This is a genomic window from Sphingomonas sp. GW821-FHT09E03 (assembly GCF_059416225.1).
The window spans coordinates 234072-259246 of sequence record NZ_JBWKOS010000004.1 but is presented as its reverse complement, the minus strand read 5'-3'; the positions used below and the strand labels follow the sequence as shown (position 1 = coordinate 259246).

General features: G+C 68.3%; 22 protein-coding genes. 7 read left to right on the top strand and 15 right to left on the bottom strand.

Annotated elements, in window-relative coordinates; translation table 11 throughout:
* Nucleotides 1–35: 35 nt before the first annotated feature.
* From lexA to AC07M8_RS11530, 6 genes are all read right to left on the bottom strand, one after another.
* Entirely contained in the window at nucleotides 36–716 is a 681-nt protein-coding gene (lexA, locus tag AC07M8_RS11555; RefSeq protein WP_495174481.1) for a transcriptional repressor LexA, read from the bottom strand.
* A 70-nt stretch (nucleotides 717–786) separates the two neighbouring features.
* The gene (locus AC07M8_RS11550; protein WP_495174480.1) at nucleotides 787–1977 is read right to left on the bottom strand and encodes a molybdopterin molybdotransferase MoeA; all 1191 of its coding nucleotides are present in this window, start codon (nucleotides 1975–1977) and stop codon (nucleotides 787–789) included.
* Between the two features lie 57 nt (nucleotides 1978–2034).
* Nucleotides 2035–2511: a cyclic pyranopterin monophosphate synthase MoaC gene (gene moaC / locus AC07M8_RS11545; protein ID WP_495174479.1), complete on the bottom strand. Its 477-nt coding sequence runs from the start codon at nucleotides 2509–2511 to the stop codon at nucleotides 2035–2037.
* Nucleotides 2508–3284, bottom strand: a complete 777-nt coding sequence (trpC, locus tag AC07M8_RS11540; RefSeq protein WP_495174478.1) for an indole-3-glycerol phosphate synthase TrpC — start codon at nucleotides 3282–3284, stop codon at nucleotides 2508–2510. Before trpC ends, moaC begins: the two co-directional genes overlap by 4 nt.
* Nucleotides 3281–4276, bottom strand: coding sequence for an anthranilate phosphoribosyltransferase (gene trpD, locus AC07M8_RS11535; RefSeq protein ID WP_495174477.1), 996 nt, complete (start codon nucleotides 4274–4276; stop codon nucleotides 3281–3283). The genes trpC and trpD overlap by 4 nt, the downstream gene beginning before the upstream one ends.
* Complete coding sequence (locus tag AC07M8_RS11530) at nucleotides 4273–4857, bottom strand: anthranilate synthase component II (RefSeq protein ID WP_495174702.1); 585 nt, start codon at nucleotides 4855–4857, stop codon at nucleotides 4273–4275. The genes trpD and AC07M8_RS11530 overlap by 4 nt, the downstream gene beginning before the upstream one ends.
* Before the next feature lie 150 nt (nucleotides 4858–5007).
* Here AC07M8_RS11530 and AC07M8_RS11525 point away from each other — a divergent pair, with 150 nt between their 5' ends.
* Nucleotides 5008–5442: a hypothetical protein gene (locus AC07M8_RS11525; protein WP_495174476.1), complete on the top strand. Its 435-nt coding sequence runs from the start codon at nucleotides 5008–5010 to the stop codon at nucleotides 5440–5442.
* A gap of 49 nt (nucleotides 5443–5491) precedes the next feature.
* Here the strand turns inward: AC07M8_RS11525 and trpE are convergent, their stop codons facing one another.
* On the bottom strand, nucleotides 5492–6982 hold the full coding sequence (gene trpE, locus AC07M8_RS11520; RefSeq protein WP_495174475.1) for an anthranilate synthase component I: 1491 nt from the start codon (nucleotides 6980–6982) through the stop codon (nucleotides 5492–5494).
* The gene (locus tag AC07M8_RS11515) at nucleotides 6982–8922 is read right to left on the bottom strand and encodes a peptidylprolyl isomerase (RefSeq protein WP_495174474.1); all 1941 of its coding nucleotides are present in this window, start codon (nucleotides 8920–8922) and stop codon (nucleotides 6982–6984) included. The genes trpE and AC07M8_RS11515 overlap by 1 nt, the downstream gene beginning before the upstream one ends.
* Nucleotides 8923–9047: 125 nt before the next feature.
* On the opposite strand from AC07M8_RS11515, the gene tpiA reads away from it, so the two are divergent.
* Both tpiA and AC07M8_RS11505 read left to right on the top strand, forming a co-directional pair.
* On the top strand, nucleotides 9048–9800 hold the full coding sequence (tpiA, locus tag AC07M8_RS11510; protein WP_495174473.1) for a triose-phosphate isomerase: 753 nt from the start codon (nucleotides 9048–9050) through the stop codon (nucleotides 9798–9800).
* Between the two features lie 60 nt (nucleotides 9801–9860).
* Entirely contained in the window at nucleotides 9861–10607 is a 747-nt protein-coding gene (locus tag AC07M8_RS11505; RefSeq protein WP_495174472.1) for an energy transducer TonB, read from the top strand.
* Here the strand turns inward: AC07M8_RS11505 and AC07M8_RS11500 are convergent.
* Together AC07M8_RS11500 and AC07M8_RS11495 are read right to left on the bottom strand one after the other, a co-directional pair.
* A complete protein-coding gene (locus tag AC07M8_RS11500; protein ID WP_495174471.1) occupies nucleotides 10595–11962 on the bottom strand; it encodes a leucyl aminopeptidase family protein in 1368 nt (455 codons plus the stop codon). The genes AC07M8_RS11505 and AC07M8_RS11500 overlap by 13 nt on opposite strands.
* Nucleotides 11959–13329: a serine hydrolase domain-containing protein gene (locus AC07M8_RS11495; protein ID WP_495174470.1), complete on the bottom strand. Its 1371-nt coding sequence runs from the start codon at nucleotides 13327–13329 to the stop codon at nucleotides 11959–11961. The genes AC07M8_RS11500 and AC07M8_RS11495 overlap by 4 nt, the downstream gene beginning before the upstream one ends.
* Nucleotides 13330–13498: 169 nt before the next feature.
* Here AC07M8_RS11495 and AC07M8_RS11490 point away from each other — a divergent pair, with 169 nt between their 5' ends.
* Nucleotides 13499–15916, top strand: a complete 2418-nt coding sequence (locus tag AC07M8_RS11490) for a membrane-bound PQQ-dependent dehydrogenase, glucose/quinate/shikimate family (RefSeq protein WP_495174469.1) — start codon at nucleotides 13499–13501, stop codon at nucleotides 15914–15916.
* Nucleotides 15917–16055: 139 nt separating this feature from the next.
* Here AC07M8_RS11490 and rimO read toward each other — a convergent pair whose 3' ends face one another.
* Entirely contained in the window at nucleotides 16056–17396 is a 1341-nt protein-coding gene (gene rimO, locus AC07M8_RS11485; RefSeq protein WP_495174468.1) for a 30S ribosomal protein S12 methylthiotransferase RimO, read from the bottom strand.
* Nucleotides 17397–17562: 166 nt separating this feature from the next.
* Here rimO and AC07M8_RS11480 point away from each other — a divergent pair, with 166 nt between their 5' ends.
* Nucleotides 17563–18648, top strand: a complete 1086-nt coding sequence (locus AC07M8_RS11480; protein ID WP_495174467.1) for an anhydro-N-acetylmuramic acid kinase — start codon at nucleotides 17563–17565, stop codon at nucleotides 18646–18648.
* Nucleotides 18649–18742: 94 nt separating this feature from the next.
* Nucleotides 18743–18907, top strand: coding sequence for a hypothetical protein (locus tag AC07M8_RS11475; RefSeq protein WP_495174466.1), 165 nt, complete (start codon nucleotides 18743–18745; stop codon nucleotides 18905–18907).
* A gap of 57 nt (nucleotides 18908–18964) precedes the next feature.
* Here the strand turns inward: AC07M8_RS11475 and AC07M8_RS11470 are convergent, their stop codons facing one another.
* The 4 genes from AC07M8_RS11470 to AC07M8_RS11455 all read right to left on the bottom strand — a co-directional run bounded on the left by AC07M8_RS11470 (nucleotide 18965) and on the right by AC07M8_RS11455 (nucleotide 22687).
* Complete coding sequence (locus tag AC07M8_RS11470; protein ID WP_495174701.1) at nucleotides 18965–20140, bottom strand: vWA domain-containing protein; 1176 nt, start codon at nucleotides 20138–20140, stop codon at nucleotides 18965–18967.
* Nucleotides 20141–20211: 71 nt separating this feature from the next.
* Nucleotides 20212–20751, bottom strand: a complete 540-nt coding sequence (locus AC07M8_RS11465; protein ID WP_495174465.1) for a CHAP domain-containing protein — start codon at nucleotides 20749–20751, stop codon at nucleotides 20212–20214.
* Nucleotides 20752–20983: 232 nt separating this feature from the next.
* Nucleotides 20984–21832, bottom strand: a complete 849-nt coding sequence (locus AC07M8_RS11460) for an AAA family ATPase (protein WP_495174464.1) — start codon at nucleotides 21830–21832, stop codon at nucleotides 20984–20986.
* 195 nt (nucleotides 21833–22027) lie between these two features.
* Nucleotides 22028–22687 (bottom strand): DUF6975 family protein, encoded by a 660-nt coding sequence (locus AC07M8_RS11455; protein WP_495174463.1) that lies wholly within the window; start codon nucleotides 22685–22687, stop codon nucleotides 22028–22030.
* A 178-nt stretch (nucleotides 22688–22865) separates the two neighbouring features.
* Here AC07M8_RS11455 and AC07M8_RS11450 point away from each other — a divergent pair, with 178 nt between their 5' ends.
* Nucleotides 22866–25118 (top strand): S9 family peptidase, encoded by a 2253-nt coding sequence (locus AC07M8_RS11450; RefSeq protein ID WP_495174462.1) that lies wholly within the window; start codon nucleotides 22866–22868, stop codon nucleotides 25116–25118.
* Nucleotides 25119–25175: the final 57 nt, after the last annotated feature.

Here is a 25175-nt window from a genome sequence, read left to right as displayed (position 1 = left end):
TTCGTCACGATCAACCATCGGCCGTGCCACCACCCTCAATCGTAGCGGCGCAGGATTCCCGACAGCTTACCCTGCACCCGTACATGCGACGGCGCATAGCGCTGCGGCTGATAAGCGCGGTTGGCCGGATCAAGCCGGACCATCGCACCTTCGCGGCGGAAATATTTGAGCGTCGCCTCGCTGTCCTCGATCAGCGCCACCACGATCTCGCCGTCGCGCGCCGTTTCCGTCCGGCGGATCAGCGCGAAATCGCCATCGAGGATGCCGGCCTCGACCATCGAATCGCCCGACACCTCGAGGGCATAATGTTCACCCGAACCGAGCAACGCGGCCGGCACCGCAAGCATCGAACTGCCTTCGAACGCCTCGATTGGTACGCCGGCGGCGATGCGGCCGTGTAGCGGGATCTCGATCACGTCATTGGCCGGCGTCGGGGCCGTCGCGCGAACGTTGCTGGTGCGGGCCGGTGGCGTGGCCGGAGTCGCTACCTTGCGGTCGCCGCGCTCGGGCATCTTGACCACTTCCAGCGCCCTCGCGCGATTGGGCAGGCGGCGGATATAGCCACGTTCCTCGAGCGCGCTGATCAGGCGGTGCACCCCGGATTTCGACTTGAGGTCGAGCGCTTCCTTCATCTCCTCGAACGACGGCGACACGCCAGTCTCTTCAAGGCGATCGTGAATGAAGCAGACGAGTTCGTGCTGCTTGCGGGTGAGCATGGCGGTCCTTCCGTGCCAGAACAGACGCGGAACTTCTAGGGAACGCCCTGACGTCCGTCAAGCGCGCTGATCAGGCGATGACGAGGATTTCCGCCGAGTCGCCGGCCACCGCCGGCGATGCTCCCGTGGCACGGACGATCAGGCAGTGCGACCGCGCCAGGGTAAGCAGCATCGAGCTATCCTGGATGGTGGAGGCATAGACTCGACCGTCGCGGATCTCGGCGCGCAGAAAGTCGGTGCGCGGGCCGTTGGCGGGCAGGTCCTCGCCGAGAATCGCCGTGCTGCTGCGCGGCATCGGGTAGGTGGCGCCGCCAAGCCGGGCGATCATCGGCTTAACGAACAGGATCGCGGTGACGAAGGCGGATACCGGATTACCGGGTAAGCCGAGTACCACCGTGGCGCCGAGCCGACCCGCCATCATCGGCTTGCCAGGCCGCAGCGCGATCCGCCAGAAATCGATGCTCCCGCCCGCGGCCTCGAGCGCGGGCCGGACCAGGTCGTGGTCGCCGACCGAGGCGCCGCCGGTGGTGACGAGGAGGTCCGCGTCGACGGCGGCAAAAGCATCGCGCAACGTCGCAAGATCGTCTGGAAGGATACCGAGATCGACGATGTCGACCGGCAGATCGGCGAGCATCGCCGCCAGCATCGCCCGGTTCGATTCTGGCAGTGCAGCAGGATCGTGCGGCGCGCTGGTGTCGCCGGGCTGGACCAGTTCGTCGCCGGTCGCGACCAAGGCTACCCGCACGCGGCGGTTGACTGCGAGGCTCGCCACCCCGCCGGTTGCCGCCACCGCGATTCGCGCCGGGGTAAGCCGCTCGCCGGCGCCGATCAGCCGGTCGCCCTCATGGAAATCGAGCCCGCGCTGCCGGGTGTTGCGGCCGAGCGCCGGCGGGCCTCCGCCGGTAAGGTGGATGCGATTCCCGTCGCGGCTCACCTCCTCCTGGACCATCACCGTATCGGCGCCCGCGGGCATCGCCGCGCCGGTGAAGATCCGCGCAGTCTGCCCCGCAGCGATTCCGCCTGCATAGGGCCGCCCGGCGGCGCTCTCGCCGACCAGCGTCCAGGGGCCGGGAAGATCGGCGAAGCGGATCGCATAGCCGTCCATCGCCGACAGATCGGCCGCGGGCTGGGTGCGGCGGGCGAGTACATCCGCGGCGGCCCAGCGGCCCGCGGCGGCGGCGAGCGGCACGGTCTCGGCGGCCACGGGCGTGGCGAGAGCGAACAGGCGCGCTTGCGCCTCGGCGATGGGGAGCAGGGTCACGCTCTGGCGGTGGGCGCGGATTGCCGGCGGGTCAACATGGCAGATCCCTGCGGCGGGTCAGGTGCGTGGCGCGTGCCATGCGCCCGACTTGCCGCCGACCTTGCTCAGCAGCCGCACACCATCGATGACCATCGCCTTGTCGAGCGCCTTGGCCATGTCATAGATCGTCAGCAGCGTCACCGAGACAGCGGTAAGCGCCTCCATCTCGACGCCGGTCTTGCCATCGGTCCGCGCCGTCGCGGTGGCGGTGATGCTGTCGTCACCAAGCTCGATATCGATGGCGACGCGCGTCAGCGGTAGCGGATGGCATAAGGGTATGAGCTCGGCGGTCTTCTTGGCGGCCATGATCCCGGCGACCCGCGCGACCGCGATCACGTCGCCCTTCTGCGCGGTGCCGCCGCGGATCGCCGCGAGCGCTTCGGGGCTCATCGCGATCCGCCCGGTCGCGACCGCCTCGCGCGACGTCGGCGCCTTGTCGCCGACATCGACCATGTGCGCCGCGCCCCCGGCATCGAGATGGGTGAGGCCGCTCATCCCACCAGCGCCCGCGTCGCCGCTTCGATATCGGGCTCACGCATCAGCGCCTCGCCGATCAGGAAGCAATGCACGCCACGCGCCGCCATGGCGTCAAGATCGGCGCGGCTGGTGAGCCCGCTCTCGGCGACGAAGGTACAGCCTTCGGGCGCCTTGCCGATCAGCTCGTAGCTGCGCTGGAAATCGACGCTGAAATCGCGCAGGTCGCGGTTATTAACCCCGATCAACCGGCTGTTGAGCTTGAGCGCGCGCTCCAGTTCATGCTCGTCGTGCACCTCGATCAGCGCATCCATCCCGCACTCGGTCGCCGAGGCCTCGATCTCGCGCATTTGCCCATCGTCGAGCGCGGCGACGATGATCAAGATGGCATCGGCGCCGAGCGCACGCGATTCGGTTGCTTGCCAGGGATCGACCATGAAATCCTTGCGGATCACCGGCAGCGTGCACGCCGCGCGTGCCGCGACCAGATAGTCGTCGCTGCCTTGGAACCACTGCTCGTCCGTCAGCACTGACAGGCAGGCGGCGCCACCCGCCTGATAGGCGCGGGCGTGAGCCGGCGGATCGAAATCCTCGCGGATCAGCCCCTTGGACGGGCTCGCCTTCTTGATCTCGGCGATCAGCGCGTGGCCGGGGCGCGCATCGAGCGCTGCCCGGAACCCCCGCGGCTTGCTCACCGCGGCGATCCCCGCGTCAAGATCGGCGAGGCTCGTCGTCGCCTTGCGCGCGGCAACCTCGGCGCGCTTGGTTTCGATGATGCGGGAAAGGATGGTCATCGGTAGGCGATCCACGAATCGAGCAAGGCCGCGGCGCTGCCATGGTCCAGGGTAAGGGCCGCGGCCTCGGCACCGGCGGCCAGCGTCGGGCTGTGGCCGGCGACGACCAGCGCCGCCGCGGCGTTGAGCAGCACCGCGTCGCGATAGGCGCCGTGCCGGCCGTCGAGCAGCGCGCGCAGCGCCGCGGCATTATAGGCCGGATCGCCGCCGCGGATCGCGGCTAGCGGGTGACGGGCGAGCCCTGCGTCGTCGGGGGTAATGGTGCGGGGCAGGGCCACGTCGCCGACCGTCACCGCGATGCTCGGCCCGGCGCCGGAGAGCTCGTCGAGCCCCTCCTCGCCCGAGATCACCGCGGCGCGCTCGGTGCCGAGTTGCGCCAGTGCCTCGGCATAGAGCGAGGTGTAATCGGGCCGGGCGATGCCGATCAGCTGGCGGGTGACGCGCGCCGGGTTGGCGAGCGGGCCCATCAGATTGAAGATCGTGCGCTTGCCGATCCGCCGGCGCAGCGGGGTGATCCGCCCCAGCGCCGGATGATGGTTGGCGGCGAACAGGAAGGCGATGCCGAGATCGCGCAGGCTCGCCTCGGCGGTGGCGCCGGCGATAGCGAGATCGAGCCCCAGCGCCTCGAGCGTATCCGCCGCGCCCGCCTTGGACGAGGCGGCGCGATTGCCATGCTTGGCGACCGGCACGCCGGCGGCCGCGACCACCAGCGCCACCGCGGTGGAGACGTTGAGCGTATGATGGCCATCGCCGCCCGTTCCGCACACGTCGATCGCACCGGGGGCTGCCTCGATCGGGATCATCCGCTGGCGCAGCGCGCGCGCTGCTTCGGCGATCTCGATGCTGGTCTCGCCGCGATCGGACAGCGCAAGCAGGAACTCGCCGATCGCCTCGTCGCTCACCCGGGCGTCGAGGATGTCGGCGAAGGCCTGGGCGGCGCTCTCGTGCGACAGCGGCGTCGACGGATCCGGCAATAGCGACAAGGTGGTCACGCGATCTCTTTGACCGGCAGCCCGGCGAGCCGCATGAAATTGGCGAGCATCGCATGGCCATGTTCGGTTGCGATGCTCTCAGGGTGGAACTGGACGCCGTGGATCGGCAGCGTCGCGTGGCGGAAGCCCATGACATTGCCGTCCGCGGCGGTGGCGTTGACCACCAGCGGCGCCGGCACGTCGTTGACGATCAGGCTGTGGTAGCGGGTCGCAGTGAACGGCGAGGGCAGGTCCGCGAACAGCCCGGTGCCGTCGTGGAGCACCGGTGAGGTCTTGCCGTGCATCAGCCCGCCGCGTTCCACCAGCCCGCCGAAATGCTGGCCGATCGCCTGGTGGCCAAGGCAGACGCCGAGCAGCGGCCGACCGGCATCGGCCGCGGCGGCGACGAGGTCGAGGCTCACTCCGGCTTCATTGGGCGTGCACGGCCCCGGCGAGATCAGGAACGCCTCGGCGCCCGACGAGATCGCCTGGCCGGCCGACATGGCATCGTTGCGGACGACCTCCACCTCGGCGCCGAGCTCCATCAGATAATGGACCAGGTTCCAGGTGAAGCTGTCGTAATTGTCGACGACGAGGATCATCGCGCCGCCATAAACGAAGCGCCGGCCGGTGCAATCTCTGGCCATGCAATCGCGGCAACCGCGCAATCTCCTGGCAATGTTGCCGCGGCTAAGCGCATGGGAGCCTGGCCGGCTCCCGCGCGTTGGGAGGGCCTGTAAGGAGAGCCACCCATGTTTCGCCCGTTGCTGATCGCCGCGCTGATCGCATGTCCCGGGGTTGCCGTTGCCCAGACGTCGACCGCCAACGCTGCCGATCCGGTGTCTGCCGAGGGAGGCAACCCGCCGCAGCGCATCCGTAGCGTGACGCTCGGTGCCGGCCAGAAGTGCCCGCCCAACACGAGCACCGAGATCATCGTCTGTTCGACGCTCGATCAGCCGTACCGCATCCCCAAGCAATTCCGTAACAGCGGGCCGATCCCCGCGCAGAACCAGAGCTGGGCCAATCGTGCCGCAACCGTCGACGAGGTCAGCCGGGTTGCCGGCGGGCTGCCCGACACCTGTTCGCCGGTCGGCAGCGGTGGCCAGAGCGGCTGCGCGCTGATGACCAACCGCCAATGGGCGGCCGACCGCCGCGCCCAGCAGGCCGACGCGAGCCAGGTTCCCTGATCCTAGGTCGCCGGCGAGGCGAGGGCGGGCAGCAAGCCCGCCCGAAGATCTATTGTCCGAATCGCCCGGTCGCCGCCCGCGCCACCGCATCGCGCGCCGCGGCCAGGATCGCGCCTGCCTTGGCCTCGCACTCGCGCTGCTCCGATACTGCAACGCTGTCGGCGACGATCCCCGCGCCCGCCTGGGCGTGGATGACGCCATCCTTCACCACGGCGGTGCGCAGCACGATGCACGAATCCATCGAACCGTCGGCCGAGAAATAACCGACTCCGCCGGCGTAAGCGCCGCGCCGTTCGGGCTCTAGCTCGGCGATGATCTGGCAGGCCCGTATCTTGGGCGCGCCGCTCACGGTTCCGGCCGGAAAGCCGGCGAACAGCGCATCGAGTGCGTCGCGTGACGGCGACAGTTCGCCGACCACGTTCGAGACGATGTGCATCACATGGCTGTAGAATTCGATGCCGTAGCTGCTCGTCACCCGCACGCTGCCAGGCGCCGCGGCGCGACCGACGTCGTTGCGGCCGAGATCGAGCAGCATCAGATGCTCGGCGCGTTCCTTGGGGTCGGCGAGCAGCTCCACGCGATTGGCCTCGTCTTCGGCGGCGGTGCGCCCCCGCGGGCGGGTTCCGGCGATCGGGCGGATCGTTACCGCGCCATCGCGCACGCGCACCAGGATCTCGGGGCTGGAGCCGATCAACGCAAAACCGGGCAGGTCGAGATGGTAGAGGAAGGGAGAGGGGTTGATCCGGCGCAGCGAGCGATAAAGCTCGAAAGGCGGCAGCGCGAACGGAGTGGAGAAGCGCTGCGCCAGCACCACCTGGAAGATGTCGCCGGCGAGGATGTACTCCTGCGCCCTGCCGACCATCGCCGCATAGCGTTCCGGCGCCATCGCGGGGGTGTAATCGAGCTCGACCGGCTCGGCGAGCGGCGGCGCCGGCAGCGCGGCGGTCGCCAGCCGCGCGGCCACCGCGTCGAGCCGTTCCTCGGCTTCTGTCACCAGCAGCGCGGCGGGCCGGCGCGCGTCAGGCCACACCGGCGCAACCAGGAACAACGTGTCGGCGAGCCGATCGAACACCAGGATGGTGGTCGGCCGCACGAACAGCATGTCGGGCAGGCCGAGCGGGTCGGCATCGGGTTGCGGCAACTGCTCGACCAGCCCGATCGTCTCATAGCCGAAATAGCCGACCAGACAGGCGAGCGCGCGGGGCAGTTCCGGCGGCACCTCGCCACGGCACTCGGCGACGAGCGCGCGCAGTGCCTCCAGCGTCGGCTGGGCGAGCGGTTCAAAGGCGTCGCGGTCGTGCGCCCAACGGCGGTTGATCGTCGCCTCGTGGCCTTGGGCGCGAAACACCAGGTCGGGCGCGAGCCCGATCAGGCTGTGACGCCCGCGGGTTTCCCCGCCCTCGACCGATTCGAGCAGGAAATCGCCGCGCCCGGGCTCGATCAGCTTGAGCGCGGCGGCGACCGGCGTCTCGGTGTCGGCGACCTGCTGGCGCCACACGAACGCGGGCCGGCCGGCGGCGACCACCTCCGCTGGGGTCATCAGTTGCCGGCGCCGCTCAGCTCGGTGCGGACGCGGGCGACGGCGGCGGCGTCGGTCTTGCTGCCGACGTTGAGCCGCACCGCGCGTGCGAACTGCTGGACATATTCATTGCCCACCGCGCGGCCGAGATCGGTGCGGGTCGACTTGACGATGTCGGGCTTGCCTGCGGCGTTGCCGGGCTCGATGCGATCGAGCTTGATCAGGAACCAGCCGGCATTGCCTGGCGCCTCGAGCATCTTGGCGGTGCCCTGGCGCATGCTGAACAGCATCACCAGCGGCGGCTGGGCACGACGCTGATCGGCCAGCTCGCCGCGGCTGGCGGTGATCGGCTGAGTCGGCGGCAGCGCGCGACCGGTACCGGCAAGCGCCTGGGCGAGCGGCGTGCCCTGGTTGACCTTGGCGAGGATGGTCGCGGCGAGCACCCGGGCGGCGGCCCGCGCGCGATCGGTGGCGACATCCTGCGCGACTGCGGCGCGCACCTCGGCAATCGGCCGCGGCGCGGCGGGCAGCACCCGGCCGATCGCAACCACCGCGAAGCTGCCGTCCTGGCCCATCGTCACCAGCTGCGGGGCATCGCCTTCCGCAGCCTGGAAGCCGGCGGCGACGATCTGGGCCAGTGCCGGATCGGCGGCCACGCCTGGTGCCGTCGGGTTGGTGCCGTTGGCGACCAGCGGCTGGGTGGTCAGCGGGCTCAGCTTCTGGTCGGCGATCGCCTCGTCGAAGGTCGCGTTCTTGGACAGCGAATCGTCGAGCGCATCATGGATCGCGCCGAGCGCGGCCTGGCTCTTCTGCTGGGTGAGCGCGGTGACTAGCTCGGGCCGGGCCTGCTCCAGCGACTTGCCCGCCACCTGGTTGATCGAGTCAACCTTGGCGACGATCCAGCCGAGCGCGCCGCGCACCGGGCCGATCACGGCGCCCTGCGACGCCGCGAACACTGCGTCCGCGACTGCCGGCGACGCGGTCTGCGCGTAAGCGGGCTTCTCGATCCCGGTCTGGGTGAGCGGCTCGAGACCCGCGGCGCGGGCGGCGTCGGCGATTGAGGCACCCGCCTTGACCTTGGCGGCGAGCGCGTTGGCGCCGGCCTGGTCGGCGATCACCACCTGGCTGACCGTGCGGGTCTGTTTGGCCGCGAAACGCGGGCGCTGCTGCGCATAGGCCTGGGCGATCTCGGCATCGGTCGGCACCGCGCGCGCGGCGATCATCGCCGGGGTGACGAGGGCGTAGCGGATCACCCGGCGCTCGGGCAGCGAATAGCGGGCGCGGTTGCGGGTATAGAAAGCCTGGATGTCGGCATCGGTCGGCGCGGCGCCGGCGGCCATCGCCTTGGTCGGCACGAAGCCGACCTGTCCCGAACGCTTCTCGAGCAGCAGCGAGGCATAGGGAAGGGCGATCTGCTCGCCGACCTGCGTCGCGCCGATGGTCGGCAGGATCAGCGCCTGCGACAGCGTGTCGCGGGCGATGTCGCTGCGGACCTGCGCATCGGTCAGCTTGCGCTCGCCGAGCAGCCGCTGGTAGATCGCGGGATCGAACTGGCCGTTGGGGCCCTGCAGCCCGGGAATGCTGGCGATCTGGCCGTCCACCGAGCGCTTGCTCACCGCCATGCCGTTGCGCTTGGCGAACTGTTCGAGCGCCAGCGTGTTGATCTCGCGCTCGAGCACGCCCTGCAACCCGCCCTGCGCGAGCAACTGCTCCATGGTCGCGGTCGGCTGGCGCTGGCGCGCTGCCTCGAGCTCGCTCTGCACTCGCGCCTTGAGGCCGGCGCTGGTGATCTTCTCGGAGCCTACCGTGGCGACGTTGTTGCCGGTCAGCCCGCCCGCGGCATTGCCAGCGAGACCGGTGACGTCACCGGCCGCGAAGGCAAGCGCGATCACGCCAAGGACGATGAAGGTGATGATCACGCCAAGCTTCGAATGGGTGAAGCGGCGGAAGAAGCTGAGCATGAAGGAACCGATCGCCCCGGACAGTGGAACGGGTGCTTTAGGGGCCGCGCGCCTTGCCATCAAGCGTGCGGGTCGTCATCGAAGCGCGGAGCGGCCCGCGACGGCCGGTCGGCAAGGGAGTAGGCATGACGCGACGCAAGTTGGTGACCGGCAATTGGAAGATGAACGGCTCGCTGGCCGCGCTCGGCGAGCTCGACGGGATTGCCGCGGCCGCGCTCGCCCATCCGCAGGTCGACGTCGAGATCGCCGTGCCTTTCACCCTGATCGCGCCTGCCGCCGCCCGCGCCACCCAATTCAGGATCGGCGCCGAGGATGTCCACGCCGCCGCCTCCGGCGCCTTCACCGGCAGCGTCTCCGCCGGGATGGTCAAGGAAGCCGGCGCCAGCTTCACCCTGGTCGGCCATTCCGAGCGCCGCATCGCCTTTGGCGAACGCAGCCACGACATCTGGGGCAAGGCAATGGCGGCGCGGCGCGAGGGGCTGGGCGTGATCCTGTGCTGCGGCGAGAACGAAGGCCAGCGCGATGTCGGCCGGGCAACGAACCTGGTCGATTCGCAGATCGAGCTGTCGGTGCCGCACGATGCCGCGGCGGACTGGCTGACCATCGCCTATGAGCCGACCTGGGCGATCGGCACCGGCCGCACCCCCACCCACGACGATATCGAGGCGATGCACGGCGTGATCCGCACCAAGCTGTGCCTGCTGCTCGGCGCCGAGCGCGGCGAGGCGATCCGCATCCTTTATGGCGGGTCGGTCAGCCCAACCAACGCTGCCGCGATCATGGCGCTCGACAATGTCGATGGCGCGCTGGTCGGCGGCGCCAGCCTTGCCGCCGCCTCGTTCGTGCCGATCATCGAGGCCGCTGCCGCGATCGGCTGACGCGACCGCCCCGGAGGCGGCGCATTGAATTTCTGCGGTCGCCAACCACCTGTCGAAACGATGACGCTGTCGCCACGCCTTCGCGAACGGACCGGTGCGGCGCTAGCGACCGCCGCGGTCGTCGCCGCGCTCGGCTATGTGCTGGTGCTCGGGCTTGCGGTGCATTGGCCGCGGGCCGTAGTCGATCGTACCCTCGCGACCTTCGTGGTGCTGCCCGATACGCCGCCGCCGGTGAGGACGGTGCCGCCACCGCGCAAGGTGCAGCGCCCGGCCGGTGCCGCCGCGCCCCCGAACCTACGCTCCAAGGCAACCGAGATCACGGCGCCGGTGCCGATGATCCTCACCGTGCCGCCGCCGATCGTGGTCGCGCCGCTGCCGTCGGTCGGCATCCAGTCGACCTCAGGTGCCGCCGACCGGCTCGGTCCGGGTACCGGGGCCGGCGGCGAGGGCGATGGCACGGGCGCCGGTGGTGACGGCGATGGCGACGGCAGTGGCCGCGAGACGCCGCCACGGCATATCGCCGGCAACGTTCGCGGTGGCGACCTGCCCCCCTGGGCGCGCCAGCAAGGCTTCCGCGGCACGGTGGCGATGCGCTTCTATGTCGAGGCCGATGGCCATGTGTCCGACTGCCGGATCGCGCGCTCGAGCGGCAACGCCGAGATCGATGCGCTGACCTGCCGGATCATCGAGCAGCGCTTCCGCTACCGGCCGTGGCGCGATGGCCAGGGCCGCCCGGTGCCCTCGACGGTGCTGCGCGAACAGGAATGGGACATCAACGGCGAGGGACCCGTCGATCAGCGCCGGTAACGCGCCTTTAGCAGCGCAAAGCTCGCCCGCAGCGCATAGGCGTCGCCGCCCTTGGGTCGGCCCGGCTTGGCAGTCGGCCGCCACGCAAACACGTCCATGTGCGCCCAGGCGATGTCGCGCGGCACGAACCGGCGCAGGAACAGCGCCGCTGTGATCGCCCCGGCGAAGCCGCCGTCGGGCGCGTTGACCAGGTCGGCGACGTCGGATTTGAGCATCTCGTCATAGCCGTCCCACAGCGGCAACCGCCACAGGGGATCGTCCTCGGCCGCGCCCGCCGCGAGCAGGTCGGCGGCGAGCGCTTCGTCGTCAGTGAACAGCGGCGGCAGGTCAGGGCCGAGCGCGACCCGTGCCGCGCCGGTCAGCGTGGCATAGTCGAGGATCAGCTCGGGCTTGCCTTCCGCGGCCTTGGCGAGCGCATCGCCGAGGATCAGCCGCCCCTCGGCATCGGTGTTGGTATTCTCCACCGTCAGCCCGAGCCGGCTGCTGAGCACGTCGCCCGGGCGGAAGGCATTGCCCGCGATCGCATTCTCTACAGCCGGGATCAGCAGGTGAAGCCGCACCGGCAGCCGCGCCGCCATCACCAGCTCGGCCAGCGCCAGCGCGTGCGCGGCGCCGCCCATGTCTTTCTTCATCAGCCGCATGCCCGACGACGGCTTGATATCGAGCCCGCCGGTGTCGAAGCACACGCCCTTGCCGACCAGCGCGACCCGCGGGTGAGCAGGATCGCCCCATTCGAGCTCGATCAGCCGTGGCGCACGGTCCTTGCTGGCGGCCATGCCGACGGTGTGGATCATCGGATAGCCCTGCGCGAGCGCATCGCCGCGCGTCACTGCCAGGCTCGCGCCGTGCCGCTTGGCCAGCGCCTCCGCCACCGTCTCCAGCTCGGCCGGGCCGAGATCCGACGCGCCGGTGTTGACCAAGTCGCGGACGGTCGCCGTCGCCGCCGCCAGCCGCACCGTCTCGTCGAGCGACGCGGCGTCGCGGGTCAGCAACACCCGCGGCGCGGCATCCTCCGCGGCGCGATAGCGCTCGAACCGGTATTGGCCGAGCAGCCAGCCCAGCGCCGCGCCCCCCAAGTCGCCGGTCACGCGATATGTGCCGGCCGGCAGCGCCTCGACCAGCTTGGCGAGCGTCCACGGGCCCGCCTCGTCGGCGATCACGGCGGCGTGGAGCTCGTCGTCGGCATAGATGGCATGCGTGCTCGCCTTGCCGGCGAAGCGCTGCGCGGCGAGCGCGGCCCGCACCCGCGGCGGCCTGGCGGCGAGCCACGCCGGGTAATCGGCGGCCGCGACCAGTTCGATCGAGTGCGCCGGCTGGCCGCGATCGGCGAGGAGCAGGGCGGCGAAATCGGTCATTGCGCGGGGCTCACCAGAAATTGTTCATAGGGCTGGCCGACTCCGGGCAGCGCGAAGGTGCTCACCGACAGGGTGCGGCCGGGATAGCTGATGCGATAGCCGCGATGGACAAAGCCGCCGCGCAGCTTGGCGGTGCCGACCTGGACGAAACCGGTCGGTTCGCCGAGCGCGGCAAGGCTGGTCTTGTAATCGGCCAGCGCCGCCGGAGTGAAATAGAAGTTCGCATCCTCGGTCAGCATCGTGCGGTCGATCGTGCCGGTGCGGAGCTGCGCGAACAGCGCCTTGGCGTTATCGAGCCCGCGCGTGTCGCCCGGGTCGCCGGGTGAGGTGGGCAGCACGACCTGCGCGATGTCGTTGGCGATACGGGTCTGGGCATCGGCGAACCAGGCGTTGACCAGCACCACGATCGCCACCTTGTCCTGCGGGTAGACGATGTTCTCCGACAAGAAGCCTACCGCCTCGCCGCTATGCTCGACGAAGCCGCGCCCGTTCTTGCTGCCGACCGACACGCCGAGGCCGTAGCCCGTCGAACTGCCGTCGGTGAGCTTGACCGCAGTCTCCTGCGCCGCCCAGTCGTCGATGGGCAGCAACGTCCGGTCCATCCGGGCGATATCCCATTTGGCGAGATCCTGTGCGCTCATCGCCAGCTCGCCTGCCGCATAGAGCCAGCCACGCGCCGCCGGCGTCTCCACCCGTACCGGTCCCAGCGCATAGCGCTTGTACCCCTGCGGGAAGCCCGGCCCGATCGCCTTGTCCTGATCGATCGCCTTGATGCCGAGCGGTCGGAACACGCGCTCCTGGAGGAAATCTAGCAGCGGCTTGCCGCTCACCTTCTCGACGATCATGCCGGCGACGACATAGCCGGTGTTCGAATATTGCCACTGGCTGCCGGGCGCGAAATCGAGGCCCTTGGTGGCCCAGCGATCGACGATCCCGCGCGGGCTGACCGGCGTCGCCATCGCCTTGAAGCTGTAATCCTGCGGCCAATAATCACGCAGGCCCGAGGTATGGCTGAGCAACTGGCGGATGGTGATGGTGTCGCCATCGGTGATACCGGGCACATATTTGCCCACCGCATCATCGAGGCTGAGCTTGCCCTCGTCCTCCAGCAACAACAACGCGGCGGCGGTGAACTGCTTGGAGATGGACGCGATTTGGTAGAGCGCCGCGGGATCGGCGATCTTCGCGGTTTCCGATTGCTTGCCATAGGCCTTGGCGAGCACGATCTTGCCGCCGCGCACCACCGCGACCGAGGCGGACGGCACGCCCGTGTCGTGCAGCGACCGGGCGACCAGCGCATCGATGCGCGCGGTATCGTCGGCGGACAGGGCCTGCGCCAGGGCAGGGGCGGGGAATGCAATCAGCATGGCTAGAGCAAGGCGAGCGATCATGTCGCTACCGAAAACAGAAACATAACGTTGGCGCAACCGTTACGGAACTGTTCCGACCAAACGGGGTTCGCTTTGGCAAGCAAGCCGTATCAAGACCCTCCAGCGTCGATCGGCAGCCACCGGGACGACAGAAGGAGACAACGGCATGCACGAACGGCGAAGCTGGTCGGCAATCATATTGGGTGTGGTGATAGCGGCGATCGGGCTGGTGCTCGGCATCGGCGGCGCCTGGCTCGCGGCCTTGGGCGGATCGCTTTATTACCTCATCACCGGGGTGGCGATGCTCGCCGCCGGGGTGCTGATGATCCGCGGCCGCCTCGCCGGCGCCTATCTGTATATCGCGATCACCCTGCTTACCGTGCTGTGGGCGTTTTTCGATTCGCGCAGCAATCTGGTCTGGGCGCTGGTGCCGCGCATCATCGCACCGATCGTGCTGCTGATCGCCACCCTGCTGGTCATGCCGACGCTGACCCGCGCCGCCAACCGCTGGAAGCTTGCTGGCGGCAGCATCGCCGGCGTGGTGGCGGCGACCGCGATCCTGTTCACCGTGCTCGGCACGCAGGAGCAGGCGATCGCCGGGCTGCCGGCACCGAACTCCTTGGGGATGATGGACCCTTCCGGGCAGGCGACGGGTGCCGATTGGCCCTCCTACGGCGGCACCGGTGCGGCGCGACGCTACTCGCCGCTTACCCAGATCAACGCCAGTAACGTCGGCAAGCTCGAGCAGGCGTGGCTCAGCCACACCGGCGACATGCCCGACGCGGGCGGGATCGGCAAATACGGCGCCGAGACGACCCCGCTCAAGGTCGGCGATGCACTGTACCTGTGCAGCGCCAAGAGCATCATGATCTCGATGGACGCGGCAACGGGCAAGGAGCGCTGGCGCTTCGATCCCAAGGTCGCCGACGAGTGGATCCCCTATACCGCCGCCTGCCGCGGCGTGACCTATTATGCCGTCCCCGGTGCCAAGCCCGACGCGGCCTGCGCCACCCGGATCATCGAAGGCACGCTCGATGCCCGCATGATCGCAGTCGATGCCAAGACCGGCCGTCCGTGCGCCGACTTCGGCACCAACGGCCAGGTCGATGCCAAGATCGGCATGGGCCATGTGTTCCCGGGCCTCGTCTCGATCAACTCGCCGCCGGTGATCATCCGCGGGATCGCCGTCACCGGTCACCAGACCACCGATGGCCAGCAGCGCTGGGAGCCCTCGGGCGTGATCCAGGGCTTCGATGCGGTCACCGGCAAGCTCCGCTTCGCCTGGGACATGAAGCATCCGGAGTGGACCGGCTACCCGCCGGCCGGCAAGGAATGGTCACGCGGCACGCCCAACATGTGGACGATGGCAAGCGGCGACGAGCAGCTCGGCCTGGTCTACCTGCCAATGGGCAACTCGACGGTCGATTACTGGAGCACGTTGCGCTCGCCGATCGAGAATGACTTCGGGACCTCGATCGTGGCGCTCGATGTCACCACCGGCAAGCCGCGCTGGAAGTTCCAGCCGGTGCGCAAGGACGTGTGGGACTATGACTTCGGCAGCCAGCCGACGCTGATCGACTATAAGGGCACGCCTGCGCTGCTGGTGTCGTCCAAGCAGGGCGACATGTACGTGCTCGATCGGGCGACCGGTCGTCCGCTGACCCCGACCGCGATGATCAAGGCTCCCGGCGGCGGTGTCGAACCCGAGCAGCGCTCGCCCACCCAGATGGTGTCGTTGTGGCAGACCCTGCGCAAGGATCCGCTGACCGAGCATGACATGTGGGGCATGTCGCCGATCGACCAGATGATCTGCCGGATCAACTTCAAGCGCGCGAGCTACAAGGGGTTCTTCACGCCCCCCGAAGTGGCCCGTCACTCGATCGAATATCCTGGCTACAATGGCGGCACCGATTGGGGCAGCGTCGCTGTGGATCCCGCGCGCGGCGTGATCGTCGCCAACTACAACGACATGCCCAATTACGTCCGCCTCGTGCCCCGTGCCGAGGCCGACAAGAAGGGCTGGTTCACCCGCGAGCAGAATGCTGCGCTGGCCAAGCAGGACAAGGGCGGCAACGGCAGCCGCGGCGACAAGCCGCATGCCGAGGGCGCCGGCGATCCGCAGGCACAGACGCCCTATGCGGTGGACGTCAACGCCGGCTGGCAGATGCCGTTCACCGGCATGCTCTGCAAGCAGCCCCCCTATGGCGGGATCCGCGCGATCGACATCGCCACCGGCAAGACGATCTGGGACAAGCCGTTCGGCTCGGCGCGCAAGAACGGGCCGTTTGGGATCCCGAGCTACCTGCCGTTCACGATCGGCACGCCCAACAACGGTGGTTCGGTGGTCACCGCGGGCGGCGTGATCTTCGTCGCCGCGGCCACCGACGATCTGTTCAAGGCGATCGACCTTAAGACCGGCAAGATCCTCTGGCAGCAGGCGCTACCCGCCGGCGGCCAGGCGACGCCGATGGTTTATGAACAGAACGGCCGCGAGTATGTCGTGCTGATGACCGGTGGCCATCACTTCATGAAAACGCCGATCGGCGATCAGGTGATTGCCTGGGCGCTGCCGAAGAACAGCTGATTAGGCAGGGGAGGCGGGCAACCGCTTCCCCACTCCCGTTATGCTGAACTCGTTTCAGCATCCATGGCCCACACCCGGCCGCAAGCCCGATGCCAGCTCGGGCCATGGATCCTGAAACAAGTTCAGGATGACAGCGGGTTCAGTGGGCCGCGCTCACCGGCACCCCATAGAGGTCATGCTCGTCGGCATCCTCGATCTCGACCGGCACGATATCACCGACGCTGAGATGCGCCGCATCGCGCAGGAACACCTCGCCGTCGATCTCCGGCGCATCGGCATAGGACCGTCCGGTCGCGCCCTCCTCGCCGACCTCGTCGACGATCACCGCGAGCGTCCGGCCCACCTTGGCCGCGAGCTTCGCCGCCGAGATCGCCGCGGTCTTGGCCATGATCCGCGCATAGCGCTCTTCCTTGACCTCCTCGGGCACCTGGTCAGGCAGGGCGTTGGCGCTGGCGCCTTCCACCGGTTCGAACCGGAACGCGCCGACGCGGTCGAGCTGCGCCTCGTCGAGCCAGTCGAGCAGATATTGGAAATCCGCCTCGGTCTCGCCGGGGAAGCCGACCACGAAGGTGGAGCGGATCGCGATGTCCGGGCAGATGTCGCGCCAGCCGTGGATCCGGCTCAGCACCTTGGCGTCGTTCGCCGGCCGCTTCATCGCCTTGAGCACCGAAGGCGCGGCATGCTGGAATGGGATGTCGAGGTAGGGCAACACCAGCCCCTCCGCCATCAGCGGGATGACGTTGTCGACGTGCGGATAGGGGTAGACATAGTGCAGCCGCACCCACGGCGCGATCCGCCCAAGCTCGCGGGCGAGATCGGTCATGTGCGCGCGCACCTCGCCGCCGGCCTTCAGCGGGTATGAGGCATGGCGCAAGTCGAGCCCGTATGCGGAGGTGTCCTGGCTGATCACCAGCAGCTCGCGGGTGCCCGCGGCGACCAGCTTCTCCGCCTCGCGCAAGATCGCGTCGGGCCGGCGGCTGACGAGGTCGCCGCGCAGGCTGGGGATGATGCAGAAGGAGCAGCGGTGATTGCAGCCTTCGGAAATCTTGAGGTAGCTGTAATGCCGCGGCGTCAGCTTGAGCCCGGCATCGGGCACCAGATCGAGATAGGGCGACAGGTTCGCCGGCGCGGCGGCATGGACCGCTTCCACCACCTGCTCATATTGATGAGCGCCGGTCACCGCGAGCACGCCCGGGAAGCGCGCGCGGATCGTCTCGGCTTCCTTGCCCATGCAGCCGGTGACGATGACGCGGCCGTTCTCGGCGATCGCCTCGCCGATCGCCTCGAGGCTTTCCTCCTTGGCCGAATCGAGGAACCCGCAGGTGTTGACCAGCACGACATCGGCGCCGGCATAGTCGGGCGACATCTGATAGCCGTCCGACCGCAGCTGGGTAAGGATTCGCTCGCTGTCGACCAGATTTTTGGGACAGCCGAGCGAGACCATGCCGACGCGCGGCGGGAGGGGGAGTTTGGTTGCCATGAGAGCGCGCCCACATAAGGTACATTGCGACATTTTTCCAGTTGCGTCGGAACGATCGCCCCGCTCGCCGCACCGCGCCTGTCCAAGTGCATCGCTTGCCGCTACGAGCAGGGCCATGGGACCGGCGTAGCGGGGTCCTCTCCGCAACCAAGCCAAGGTACCTCATATGCTCGCGATCGGCCTGATGTCCGGCACCTCGCTCGATGGCATCGACGCCGCGCTGATCGACACCGACGGCGAGTCGCAGGTGCGTGCGCTGGCGTTTCGCGGCGAGGCCTATTCGGACGCCGCGCGCGCCCAGCTCGCCGCCGCTACCCAGCTGGCGCTGACCTTCGACAAGCCGCGCGCCAGCCCCGATCTCGTCGCCGCCGCCGAGCTGATCGATCGCACCCATGCTTTTGCCGTCCACAAGCTGCTCCGCGAAGCCGGCGTCGAGCCGCAGCAGGTGTCGGTGATCGGCTATCACGGCCAGACCGTCGCCCACCGCCCCGATCGCGGCTGGACCTGGCAGATTGGCGACGGCGCCGTGCTCGCGCGCGCCACCGGCATCACCGTGGTCAGCGATTTTCGCAGCAACGATGTCGCCGCCGGCGGCCAGGGTGCGCCGCTGCTGCCGGTCTACCATGCCGCGCTTGCCGCCCGGCTCGACCTGCCGGTCGCGGTGCTCAACCTCGGCGGCGTCGGCAACATCACCTATGTCGGCGCGGGCGGCGAACTGGTCGCGTTCGACACCGGCCCTGCGAACGGCCTGATCGACAGCTGGGTGGAGGCGCAGTCCGGCGCGCGGTTCGATGCCGAGGGCGCGCTCGCCGCCAGCGGGCAGGTGGACGAAGGCATCCTCGCCGCGATGCTCGATCATCCGTTCTTCGCCGCGCCCGGCCCCAAATCGCTCGATCGTAGCGATTTCACCATCCAGCCGGTGCGCGGGCTGTCCGCCGCCGACGGCGCCGCGACGCTCACCGCCTTCACCGCCGCCGCCGTCGCCGATGCGCTCACCCATCTTCCCGCGCGGCCGCGGCACCTGCTGGTCGCCGGCGGCGGCCGCCACAACCCGACGCTGCTCGCGATGATCGCCGAGCGCACCGGCCTCGTTCCCGAACCCAGCGATTCGCACGGCTGGAACGGCGACGCGCTCGAGGCGGAAGGATTCGCCTATATGGCCGTTCGCACCCTCGCCGGGCTGCCGATCAGCTTCCCCGGCACCACCGGCGCGCCCCATCCGCTGCCCGGCGGCAGCATCCACCGCACTTAAGCCTCGTATGGGCGCTGGGCACGATGTTAACGATTGTTTGGTAGCATCATGGTCATATACATAGATCAAGTCGATAACCCGGGGAGGGACGTCGGTGGAATCAGATGTACGTTACTATCTTCGCCGCCTGAGTGTTGAACGTACCGCCGCCAGTCGCGCGCTGACGCCGGAAGCCCGTGAGCGCCGTCTGCTGCTGGTCGAAAGCTATACCCGCAAGCTCGAAGCCTTGCGCTCCAATGCGATGATCATCCCCGCCTGAGCGGCTGTCGTTAATGGTCGGCGGGTTGGGCCAACTTCTCCGCCGTCAGCCCGCTAGTCAGCGCTTGCGCGTCAACTCGCGCATCGCCGCATCAAGCCCGCTGAGCGTCAGCGGGTACATGCGGTCCGTGATCAATTCCCGGACGATCGTCGTCGACGCCGAATAGCCCCATTGCACCGCCGGCACCGGGTTCAGCCACACCGCGGCTGGATAGGTCTCGATCAGCCGCCGCAGCCAGGTGGCGCCTGCCTCGGGGTTGTCGTGCTCGACCGACCCGCCCGGCTGGGTCAGCTCATAGGGGCTCATCGCCGCGTCGCCGACGAACACCAACTTATAGTCGTTGCCGAAGCGGTGCAGCAGCTCGGCGGTTGGCGTCCGCTCGGCGAACCGGCGGCGATTGTCCTTCCACACGCCTTCATAGGGGCAGTTGTGAAAGTAGAAGAATTCGAGGTGCTTGAACTCGCTGGTCGCCGCCGAGAACAGCTCCTCGCACAGTGTCACCCACGGATCCATCGAGCCGCCGACGTCGAGGAAGAGCAGCAGCTTGACGGCATTGCGGCGCTCGGGGCGCATCCGCACGTCGAGCCAGCCCTGGCGCGCGGTGCCCTGAATCGTGCCGTCGATGTCGAGCTCGTCAGCCGCACCCTCGCGTGCGAACCGTCGCAGGCGACGCAGCGCGACCTTAATGTTGCGGGTGCCGAGCTCGCGGCTGCTGTCGAGGTTGCGGAACGCGCGCTGGTCCCACACCTTCAGCGCCCGGCCGTGCCGCGCTTCGCCACCGATCCGGACCCCTTCGGGATTATAGCCGGCGTTGCCGAACGGGCTGGTGCCGCCGGTGCCGATCCACTTGCTGCCGCCCTGATGGCGTTCGTGCTGCTCCTCCAGCCGCTCGCGCAGCGCCGCCATGATCTCGTCCCATGAGCCGAGCGAGGCGATCGCGGCCCGTTCCTCGGCGCTGAGATAGCGTTCGGCGATCGCCTTCAGCCAGTCGACCGGCACGTCGCCGGCCGTGGTGATGCTGCCCTCCACGCCGCTAAACACCCGGGCGAAGACTTGGTCGAAGCGATCGAACTGGCCCTCGTCCTTCACATAGGTGGCGCGGGCGAGATAATAAAATTGCTCCGGCGTGCGCTCGATCACCTCGGCGTGGAGTGCCTCGAGCAGCAGCAGATGCTCCTTCAGGCTGGGGGCGATGCCCGCGGCGCGCAGCTCGTCAAGGAAGGAGAGGAACATCGGCGCCTGCGCTGTGAGGAGCCTGAGGGATGCCACAGCCAAACGAGGGCGAACAGCCCTGGCGCGGTCGATCAGCGCGAGGCGATCCCCGGCACATAGGCATCGATCAGCGCGCCGACATAATCGGGGTTGCTCGCGGTCAGCCCGCGCGCCGGATGGCCGCCATAGATGAAGCCGTCGACCTGGTAGAGGCTCCCACCTAGCCCGTCATTGTCGCGATACCAGACTTTGACGGTGCTCCAGTCATTGTCGCGCGAGACGTCGTACAGCGTTACGTCCTGCTCGGCATGGCCGCGCTCGCCGTTCTGCCTCGACCAATTGGCGTGGGTCAGCATCACCACCCGGCGCTCGACGACGCGGCTCACCACCGCGACATGCCCCAGCGGCAGCCGCGCGGTCTTCGCGAAGACGATCACCGATCCCGGGCGCGGCACGTGACCGCGATCGTAATGGCCGGCGGCCTTGTCCCACCAGGTCCACGCATCGCCATAGATCTGGATGCCCGAGGCCTCGCGCGCGAACGGCACGCACTGGCCGACATAGTCGAGCAGCGCGGTTGCACTGGCGGGAGCGGCAACCAAGGTTGCCGCCGCCATTGCCGCTGCACGCATCACGCATGAGGAAAGAAATCTCCGCATTCCTGCGGGATAGCCGGCGTCATGTGACTGCAGGGTTGCCGACAATGGTAAAGCGAGGATGAAAGCGGCAAGATGTTGCCGCCGTTGCGGCAGCGTAACAAGCCTCAGTAATACTGACGTTCTCTGCTGTTAGGCACTACGGTATCGGGCACCCGCGGCCGAGGCTGGAGCAAACAATGGTGTGCGCTTTAGCGGATGCTCCGGCTCACCGCCCTTGCCGGCGCGCCATGAACGCAAGCCGCTCGAACAGCATCACGTCCTGCTCGTTCTTGAGCAGCGCGCCGTGCAGCGGCGGGATCGCCTTGGTCGGATCGCGGTCCTGCAGCACCGCGAGCGGCATGTCCTCGTGCAGCAGCAGTTTCAGCCAGTCGAGCAACTCACTGGTCGACGGCTTCTTCTTCAGCCCCGGCACCTCGCGTACCTCGTAGAACAGGTCCATCGCGCGCGAGACGAGCAGCTGCTGGATACCAGGGAAGTGGACATCGACGATCGCCTGCATCGTCGCGCGATCCGGAAACTTGATATAGTGGAAGAAGCAGCGCCGCAGGAAAGCGTCGGGCAGCTCCTTCTCGTTGTTGGAGGTGATCACCACGATTGGCCGTTCGACCGCGCGCACCGTCTCGCCGGTCTCGTAGACATGGAACTCCATCCGATCGAGTTCCTGGAGCAGATCGTTGGGAAATTCGATGTCGGCCTTGTCGATCTCGTCGATCAGCAGCACCGGGGGCGTCGGCCGGGTGAACGCTTCCCATAATTTGCCGCGGCGGATGTAATTGCCGATGTCGTGCACCCGCGGGTCGCCGAGCTGCCCGTCGCGCAGCCGGGCGACGGCATCATACTCGTACAATCCCTGCTGCGCTTTGGAGGTGGACTTGACGTTCCACTCGATCAGTTCGGCCTGTGCCGCCTGCGCGATCTCATAGGCGAGCACCGTCTTGCCGGTGCCGGGTTCGCCCTTGACGAGCAGCGGCCGCCGAAGCGTCACCGCGGCATTGACCGCAACCTTGAGATCCTCGGTTGCGACATAGCGTTGCGTGCCGTCGAAGCGCTTCATCACCATCCCCACCAGCGGCAGACGCGTGTCGCCGCCATGGGCATGTCCTAGCTGCGAACGCGGCGGCGGTACACCAGAGGCGAACGCGCCATATTAGCCGTCATGCCAAACTCGTTTGAGGATGACCGGGACAGAGACACTCGCACCCGCAGCCACGACGAAGAGGAAGTGGGCCGGCTCAAGTCGCCGCCACATTTAGCCGTTGCGCGCGTGCGCCCGGGCTTCGAGCAGGTCCCACAGCCCACGATGCTGGGCGAACAACTGCTGGGCGCCGAAGGTGATCGCGCGTTCGGTCGCCGGGGTCGCGCCGAGCGGCTCGATGCTCGCCGCGGTTGTCGCGTGGCGGGGCAAGGTGCAGCGCGGCGGTTCGACACCGAAGCGCTGCGCGGTGCGATCGAGCAGATGGCGGATCGGCGTCCAGTCGAGCACCAGCGCCGCCACCGCGCCGGTCGCGCAGCCGCGCCGCTCGGAACGGGCGAGCATCTCGAGCGCATGGCGGCTGGCGGTCATCGCCGCCTCGCTTTCGGCCTGGCCGGGGGTCGAGGGCAGCGGCCCGGCGGCGGCGGCGAGCCGGGCAAGATAGGCGCGTTCGCCGGCGAAGGCGGCGGCAACCTCGTCGAGCCACTCGCACGCATCCGGCTGGGCACAGCACAGATGCGCATCGGCGGGCATGCCGGGATGCTGGGCATGGACGTCGCACAAGGCGTGGACCGCATCGGCGAGATCGCGATGCGGCGCGCTGGCCGCCATCAGCTGGGCGAGATGGGCGTGGCCGGCACTGCCGTCCGTGGCACCCAGCCGGGTGACGAGCTCCCAGGCGCTATGGTGCTGACGTGTCTGTACAGTGTTCAACATGCTACCCCGGCTCATCCTTCGCCATCCCCAACCCGGACGGCAACGTCACTCTCTGCCAGCTTCTATACAGAAGCACGTAAAGACAGGGTGTACGGCGCGGTAACCATCCCGAACCCGGCTTTACGTCGGCCAACCGGGGCTTATGAACGCCGGGACGTTGGGTCGCGAAGGACGTGGGATGCGCGCATGGGTGATGGCATTGGCAATGGCCTCGGTTGGAACGTCGGCAATGGCCGCTGACGGGGCAGGGCAGGGGCTCGCCGCCCCTGCGACCACCGGCGATCTTACCCTGGCGCGGGTGTTCGGCAGCCCCGATCTGTCCGGGTCGCAGCCGCGCGCGCTCAAGCTGTCGCCCGACGGCTCGATGCTGACGTTCCTGCGGCCGCGCGCCGACGAGAAGGAGCGCAGCGACTTGTGGGCGCGCGACACCAGCACCGGTGCCGAGCGCATGCTGGTCGATTCCAAGAAGGTCGGCTCTGGCGCCGAACTCAGCGAGGCCGAGAAGATGCAGCGCGAGCGCGCGCGCATCGGCGGCTCCAAGGGCATCGTCGCCTATGACTGGTCGCCCGACGGCAAGACCATCCTCGTGCCCCTCGACGGCGATCTCTATCTCGCCGCGCTCGACGGCACGGTCACCCGGCTCACCAGCACTCCCGGCGGCGAGCTCAACCCGATCGTGTCGCCGCACGGCGGCTATGTCAGCTTCGTCCGTGATCAGAATCTGTTCGCCCAGCCGCTCGCCGGCGGCGCCGCCCATGCCGTCACCACCGGCGGCGGCGGCACCGTTCATTTCGGCGAGGCGGATTTCGTCGCGCAGGAGGAGATGCATCGCTTTACCGGCTATTGGTGGAGCCCTGACGAGCGCCACATCGCCGTCGAGCGGTTCGACGAGGCGCCGGTCCATGTCGCCACCCGCGCCTCGATCGGCGCCGCCGGCACCAAGACCTACGACCAGCGCTATCCCGCCGCCGGCACCCCCAATGCGCTCGTCGCCCTCTATGTGATGAAGCCTGATGGCTCGGGCGAGGTGAAGGTTGATCTCGGTGCCGACCCCGACATCTATCTCGCCCGCGTCGCCTGGACGCCCGACGGCAAGACCTTGCTCGTCCAGCGCCAGAGCCGCGACCAGAAGACGCTGGACATGCTCCGCGTCGATCCCGCCACCGGCAAGGCGAACGTGATGTTCACCGAGAGATCGGGGGAGCGCAGCTGGCTCAACCTGTCGGACGATTATCGTGCCATGAAGGACGGCAGCCTGATCTGGCGCTCCGAGCGCGACGGCTTCGGCCATCTTTACCGTTGGAAGGCAGGGCAATGGACCCAGCTCACCAAGGGCGACTGGGTCGTCACCGGGCTGGTCGGGGTCGACGAGGCCAAGGGCAGGCTCTATTTCACCGGCACCAAGGACGACGTGCTCGAGCAGCAGCTCTACCAGGTCGACATCGCCCATCCGGGCGTCATCACCCGCCTCACCGAGCGCGGCTTCACCCATGCCGCGTCGATGGACGCCGCCGCGACCCGCTTCATCATCTCGCGCTCGGGGCCCAGCCAGCCGCCGCAGGTCTATATGGCCGATACCGAGGGCAAGCGGATCGCCTGGATCAACGAGAATGCGGTCGTGCCAGGGCACCCTTATTACCCGTATCTCGCCAGCCATCGCGAGACCAAGTTCGGGACGATCAAGGCCGTCGACGGCACTACGCTCTATTGGGAGATGATCACCCCCAAGATCGAGCCGGGCAAGAAATACCCGGTGTTCTTCCAGCATTATGGCGGCCCCGGCACCGGCCAGCAGGTCACCCGCGGCTGGCAGGGCGCGCTGCCGCAGTTCCTGGTCGACCAGGGCTGGATCTTCTTCCAGATCGACAACCGCGGCTCGTACAACCGCGGCAAGACGTTCGAGGATGCGATCTATCATGCGATGGGCACGGTCGAGGTCGAGGACCAGCTCGCCGGCGCCAACTACCTCAAGTCGCTGCCATTCGTCGACGGCGCCAAGATCGCCACCTATGGCTGGTCGTACGGCGGCTACATGTCGCTGAAGATGCTGGAAAAGACGCCGGGCGTCTATGCCGCCGCGGTGTCAGGCGCGCCGGTCACCGACTGGCAGCTGTACGATACCCATTACACCGAGCGCTACCTCGGCGATCCCGCCAAGGACCCGGCGAGCTATGCCACCTCGGCCGCGATCGAGGATGCCGCCAACATCAAGGACCCGCTGCTGCTGATCCACGGCATGGCCGACGACAACGTCTTCCTCGACAACAGCACCAAGTTGGTCGCGCGGATGCAGGAGACGGACACGCCGTTCGAAATGATGTTCTACCCCGGCTACACCCACCGCGTCGGCGGCCCGGTGATCAGCCAGCACGTCTGGAACACCATCCTCGAGTTCCTCGACCGCAACGTGAAGAACAAGCCCGCGAAATAAATGTTCGCGGCCCGATAGGCGGCGAAGGGTTTCATGTCGGAAGCCGAGCGTCTATCG

Excerpts from the sequence above, each read along its gene's own strand:
- AC07M8_RS11450 (WP_495174462.1), top strand. The coding sequence starts at position 22,866 with ATGCGCGCATGGGTGATGGCATTGGCAATGGCCTCGGTTGGAACGTCG.
- trpE (WP_495174475.1), bottom strand. The coding sequence starts at position 6,982 with ATGACCCCAGCGGAGGTGGTCGCCGCCGGCCGGCCCGCGTTCGTGTGG.
- AC07M8_RS11495 (WP_495174470.1), bottom strand. The coding sequence starts at position 13,329 with ATGCTGATTGCATTCCCCGCCCCTGCCCTGGCGCAGGCCCTGTCCGCC.
- rimO (WP_495174468.1), bottom strand. The coding sequence starts at position 17,396 with ATGGCAACCAAACTCCCCCTCCCGCCGCGCGTCGGCATGGTCTCGCTC.
- AC07M8_RS11500 (WP_495174471.1), bottom strand. The coding sequence starts at position 11,962 with ATGACCGATTTCGCCGCCCTGCTCCTCGCCGATCGCGGCCAGCCGGCG.
- AC07M8_RS11455 (WP_495174463.1), bottom strand. The coding sequence starts at position 22,687 with ATGTTGAACACTGTACAGACACGTCAGCACCATAGCGCCTGGGAGCTC.
- AC07M8_RS11490 (WP_495174469.1), top strand. The coding sequence starts at position 13,499 with ATGCACGAACGGCGAAGCTGGTCGGCAATCATATTGGGTGTGGTGATA.
- AC07M8_RS11465 (WP_495174465.1), bottom strand. The coding sequence starts at position 20,751 with ATGCGTGCAGCGGCAATGGCGGCGGCAACCTTGGTTGCCGCTCCCGCC.
- AC07M8_RS11480 (WP_495174467.1), top strand. The coding sequence starts at position 17,563 with ATGCTCGCGATCGGCCTGATGTCCGGCACCTCGCTCGATGGCATCGAC.
- moaC (WP_495174479.1), bottom strand. The coding sequence starts at position 2,511 with ATGAGCGGCCTCACCCATCTCGATGCCGGGGGCGCGGCGCACATGGTC.
- AC07M8_RS11505 (WP_495174472.1), top strand. The coding sequence starts at position 9,861 with ATGACGCTGTCGCCACGCCTTCGCGAACGGACCGGTGCGGCGCTAGCG.
- AC07M8_RS11470 (WP_495174701.1), bottom strand. The coding sequence starts at position 20,140 with ATGTTCCTCTCCTTCCTTGACGAGCTGCGCGCCGCGGGCATCGCCCCC.
- AC07M8_RS11515 (WP_495174474.1), bottom strand. The coding sequence starts at position 8,922 with ATGCTCAGCTTCTTCCGCCGCTTCACCCATTCGAAGCTTGGCGTGATC.
- lexA (WP_495174481.1), bottom strand. The coding sequence starts at position 716 with ATGCTCACCCGCAAGCAGCACGAACTCGTCTGCTTCATTCACGATCGC.
- AC07M8_RS11525 (WP_495174476.1), top strand. The coding sequence starts at position 5,008 with ATGTTTCGCCCGTTGCTGATCGCCGCGCTGATCGCATGTCCCGGGGTT.
- AC07M8_RS11460 (WP_495174464.1), bottom strand. The coding sequence starts at position 21,832 with ATGAAGCGCTTCGACGGCACGCAACGCTATGTCGCAACCGAGGATCTC.
- trpC (WP_495174478.1), bottom strand. The coding sequence starts at position 3,284 with ATGACCATCCTTTCCCGCATCATCGAAACCAAGCGCGCCGAGGTTGCC.
- AC07M8_RS11530 (WP_495174702.1), bottom strand. The coding sequence starts at position 4,857 with ATGATCCTCGTCGTCGACAATTACGACAGCTTCACCTGGAACCTGGTC.
- tpiA (WP_495174473.1), top strand. The coding sequence starts at position 9,048 with ATGACGCGACGCAAGTTGGTGACCGGCAATTGGAAGATGAACGGCTCG.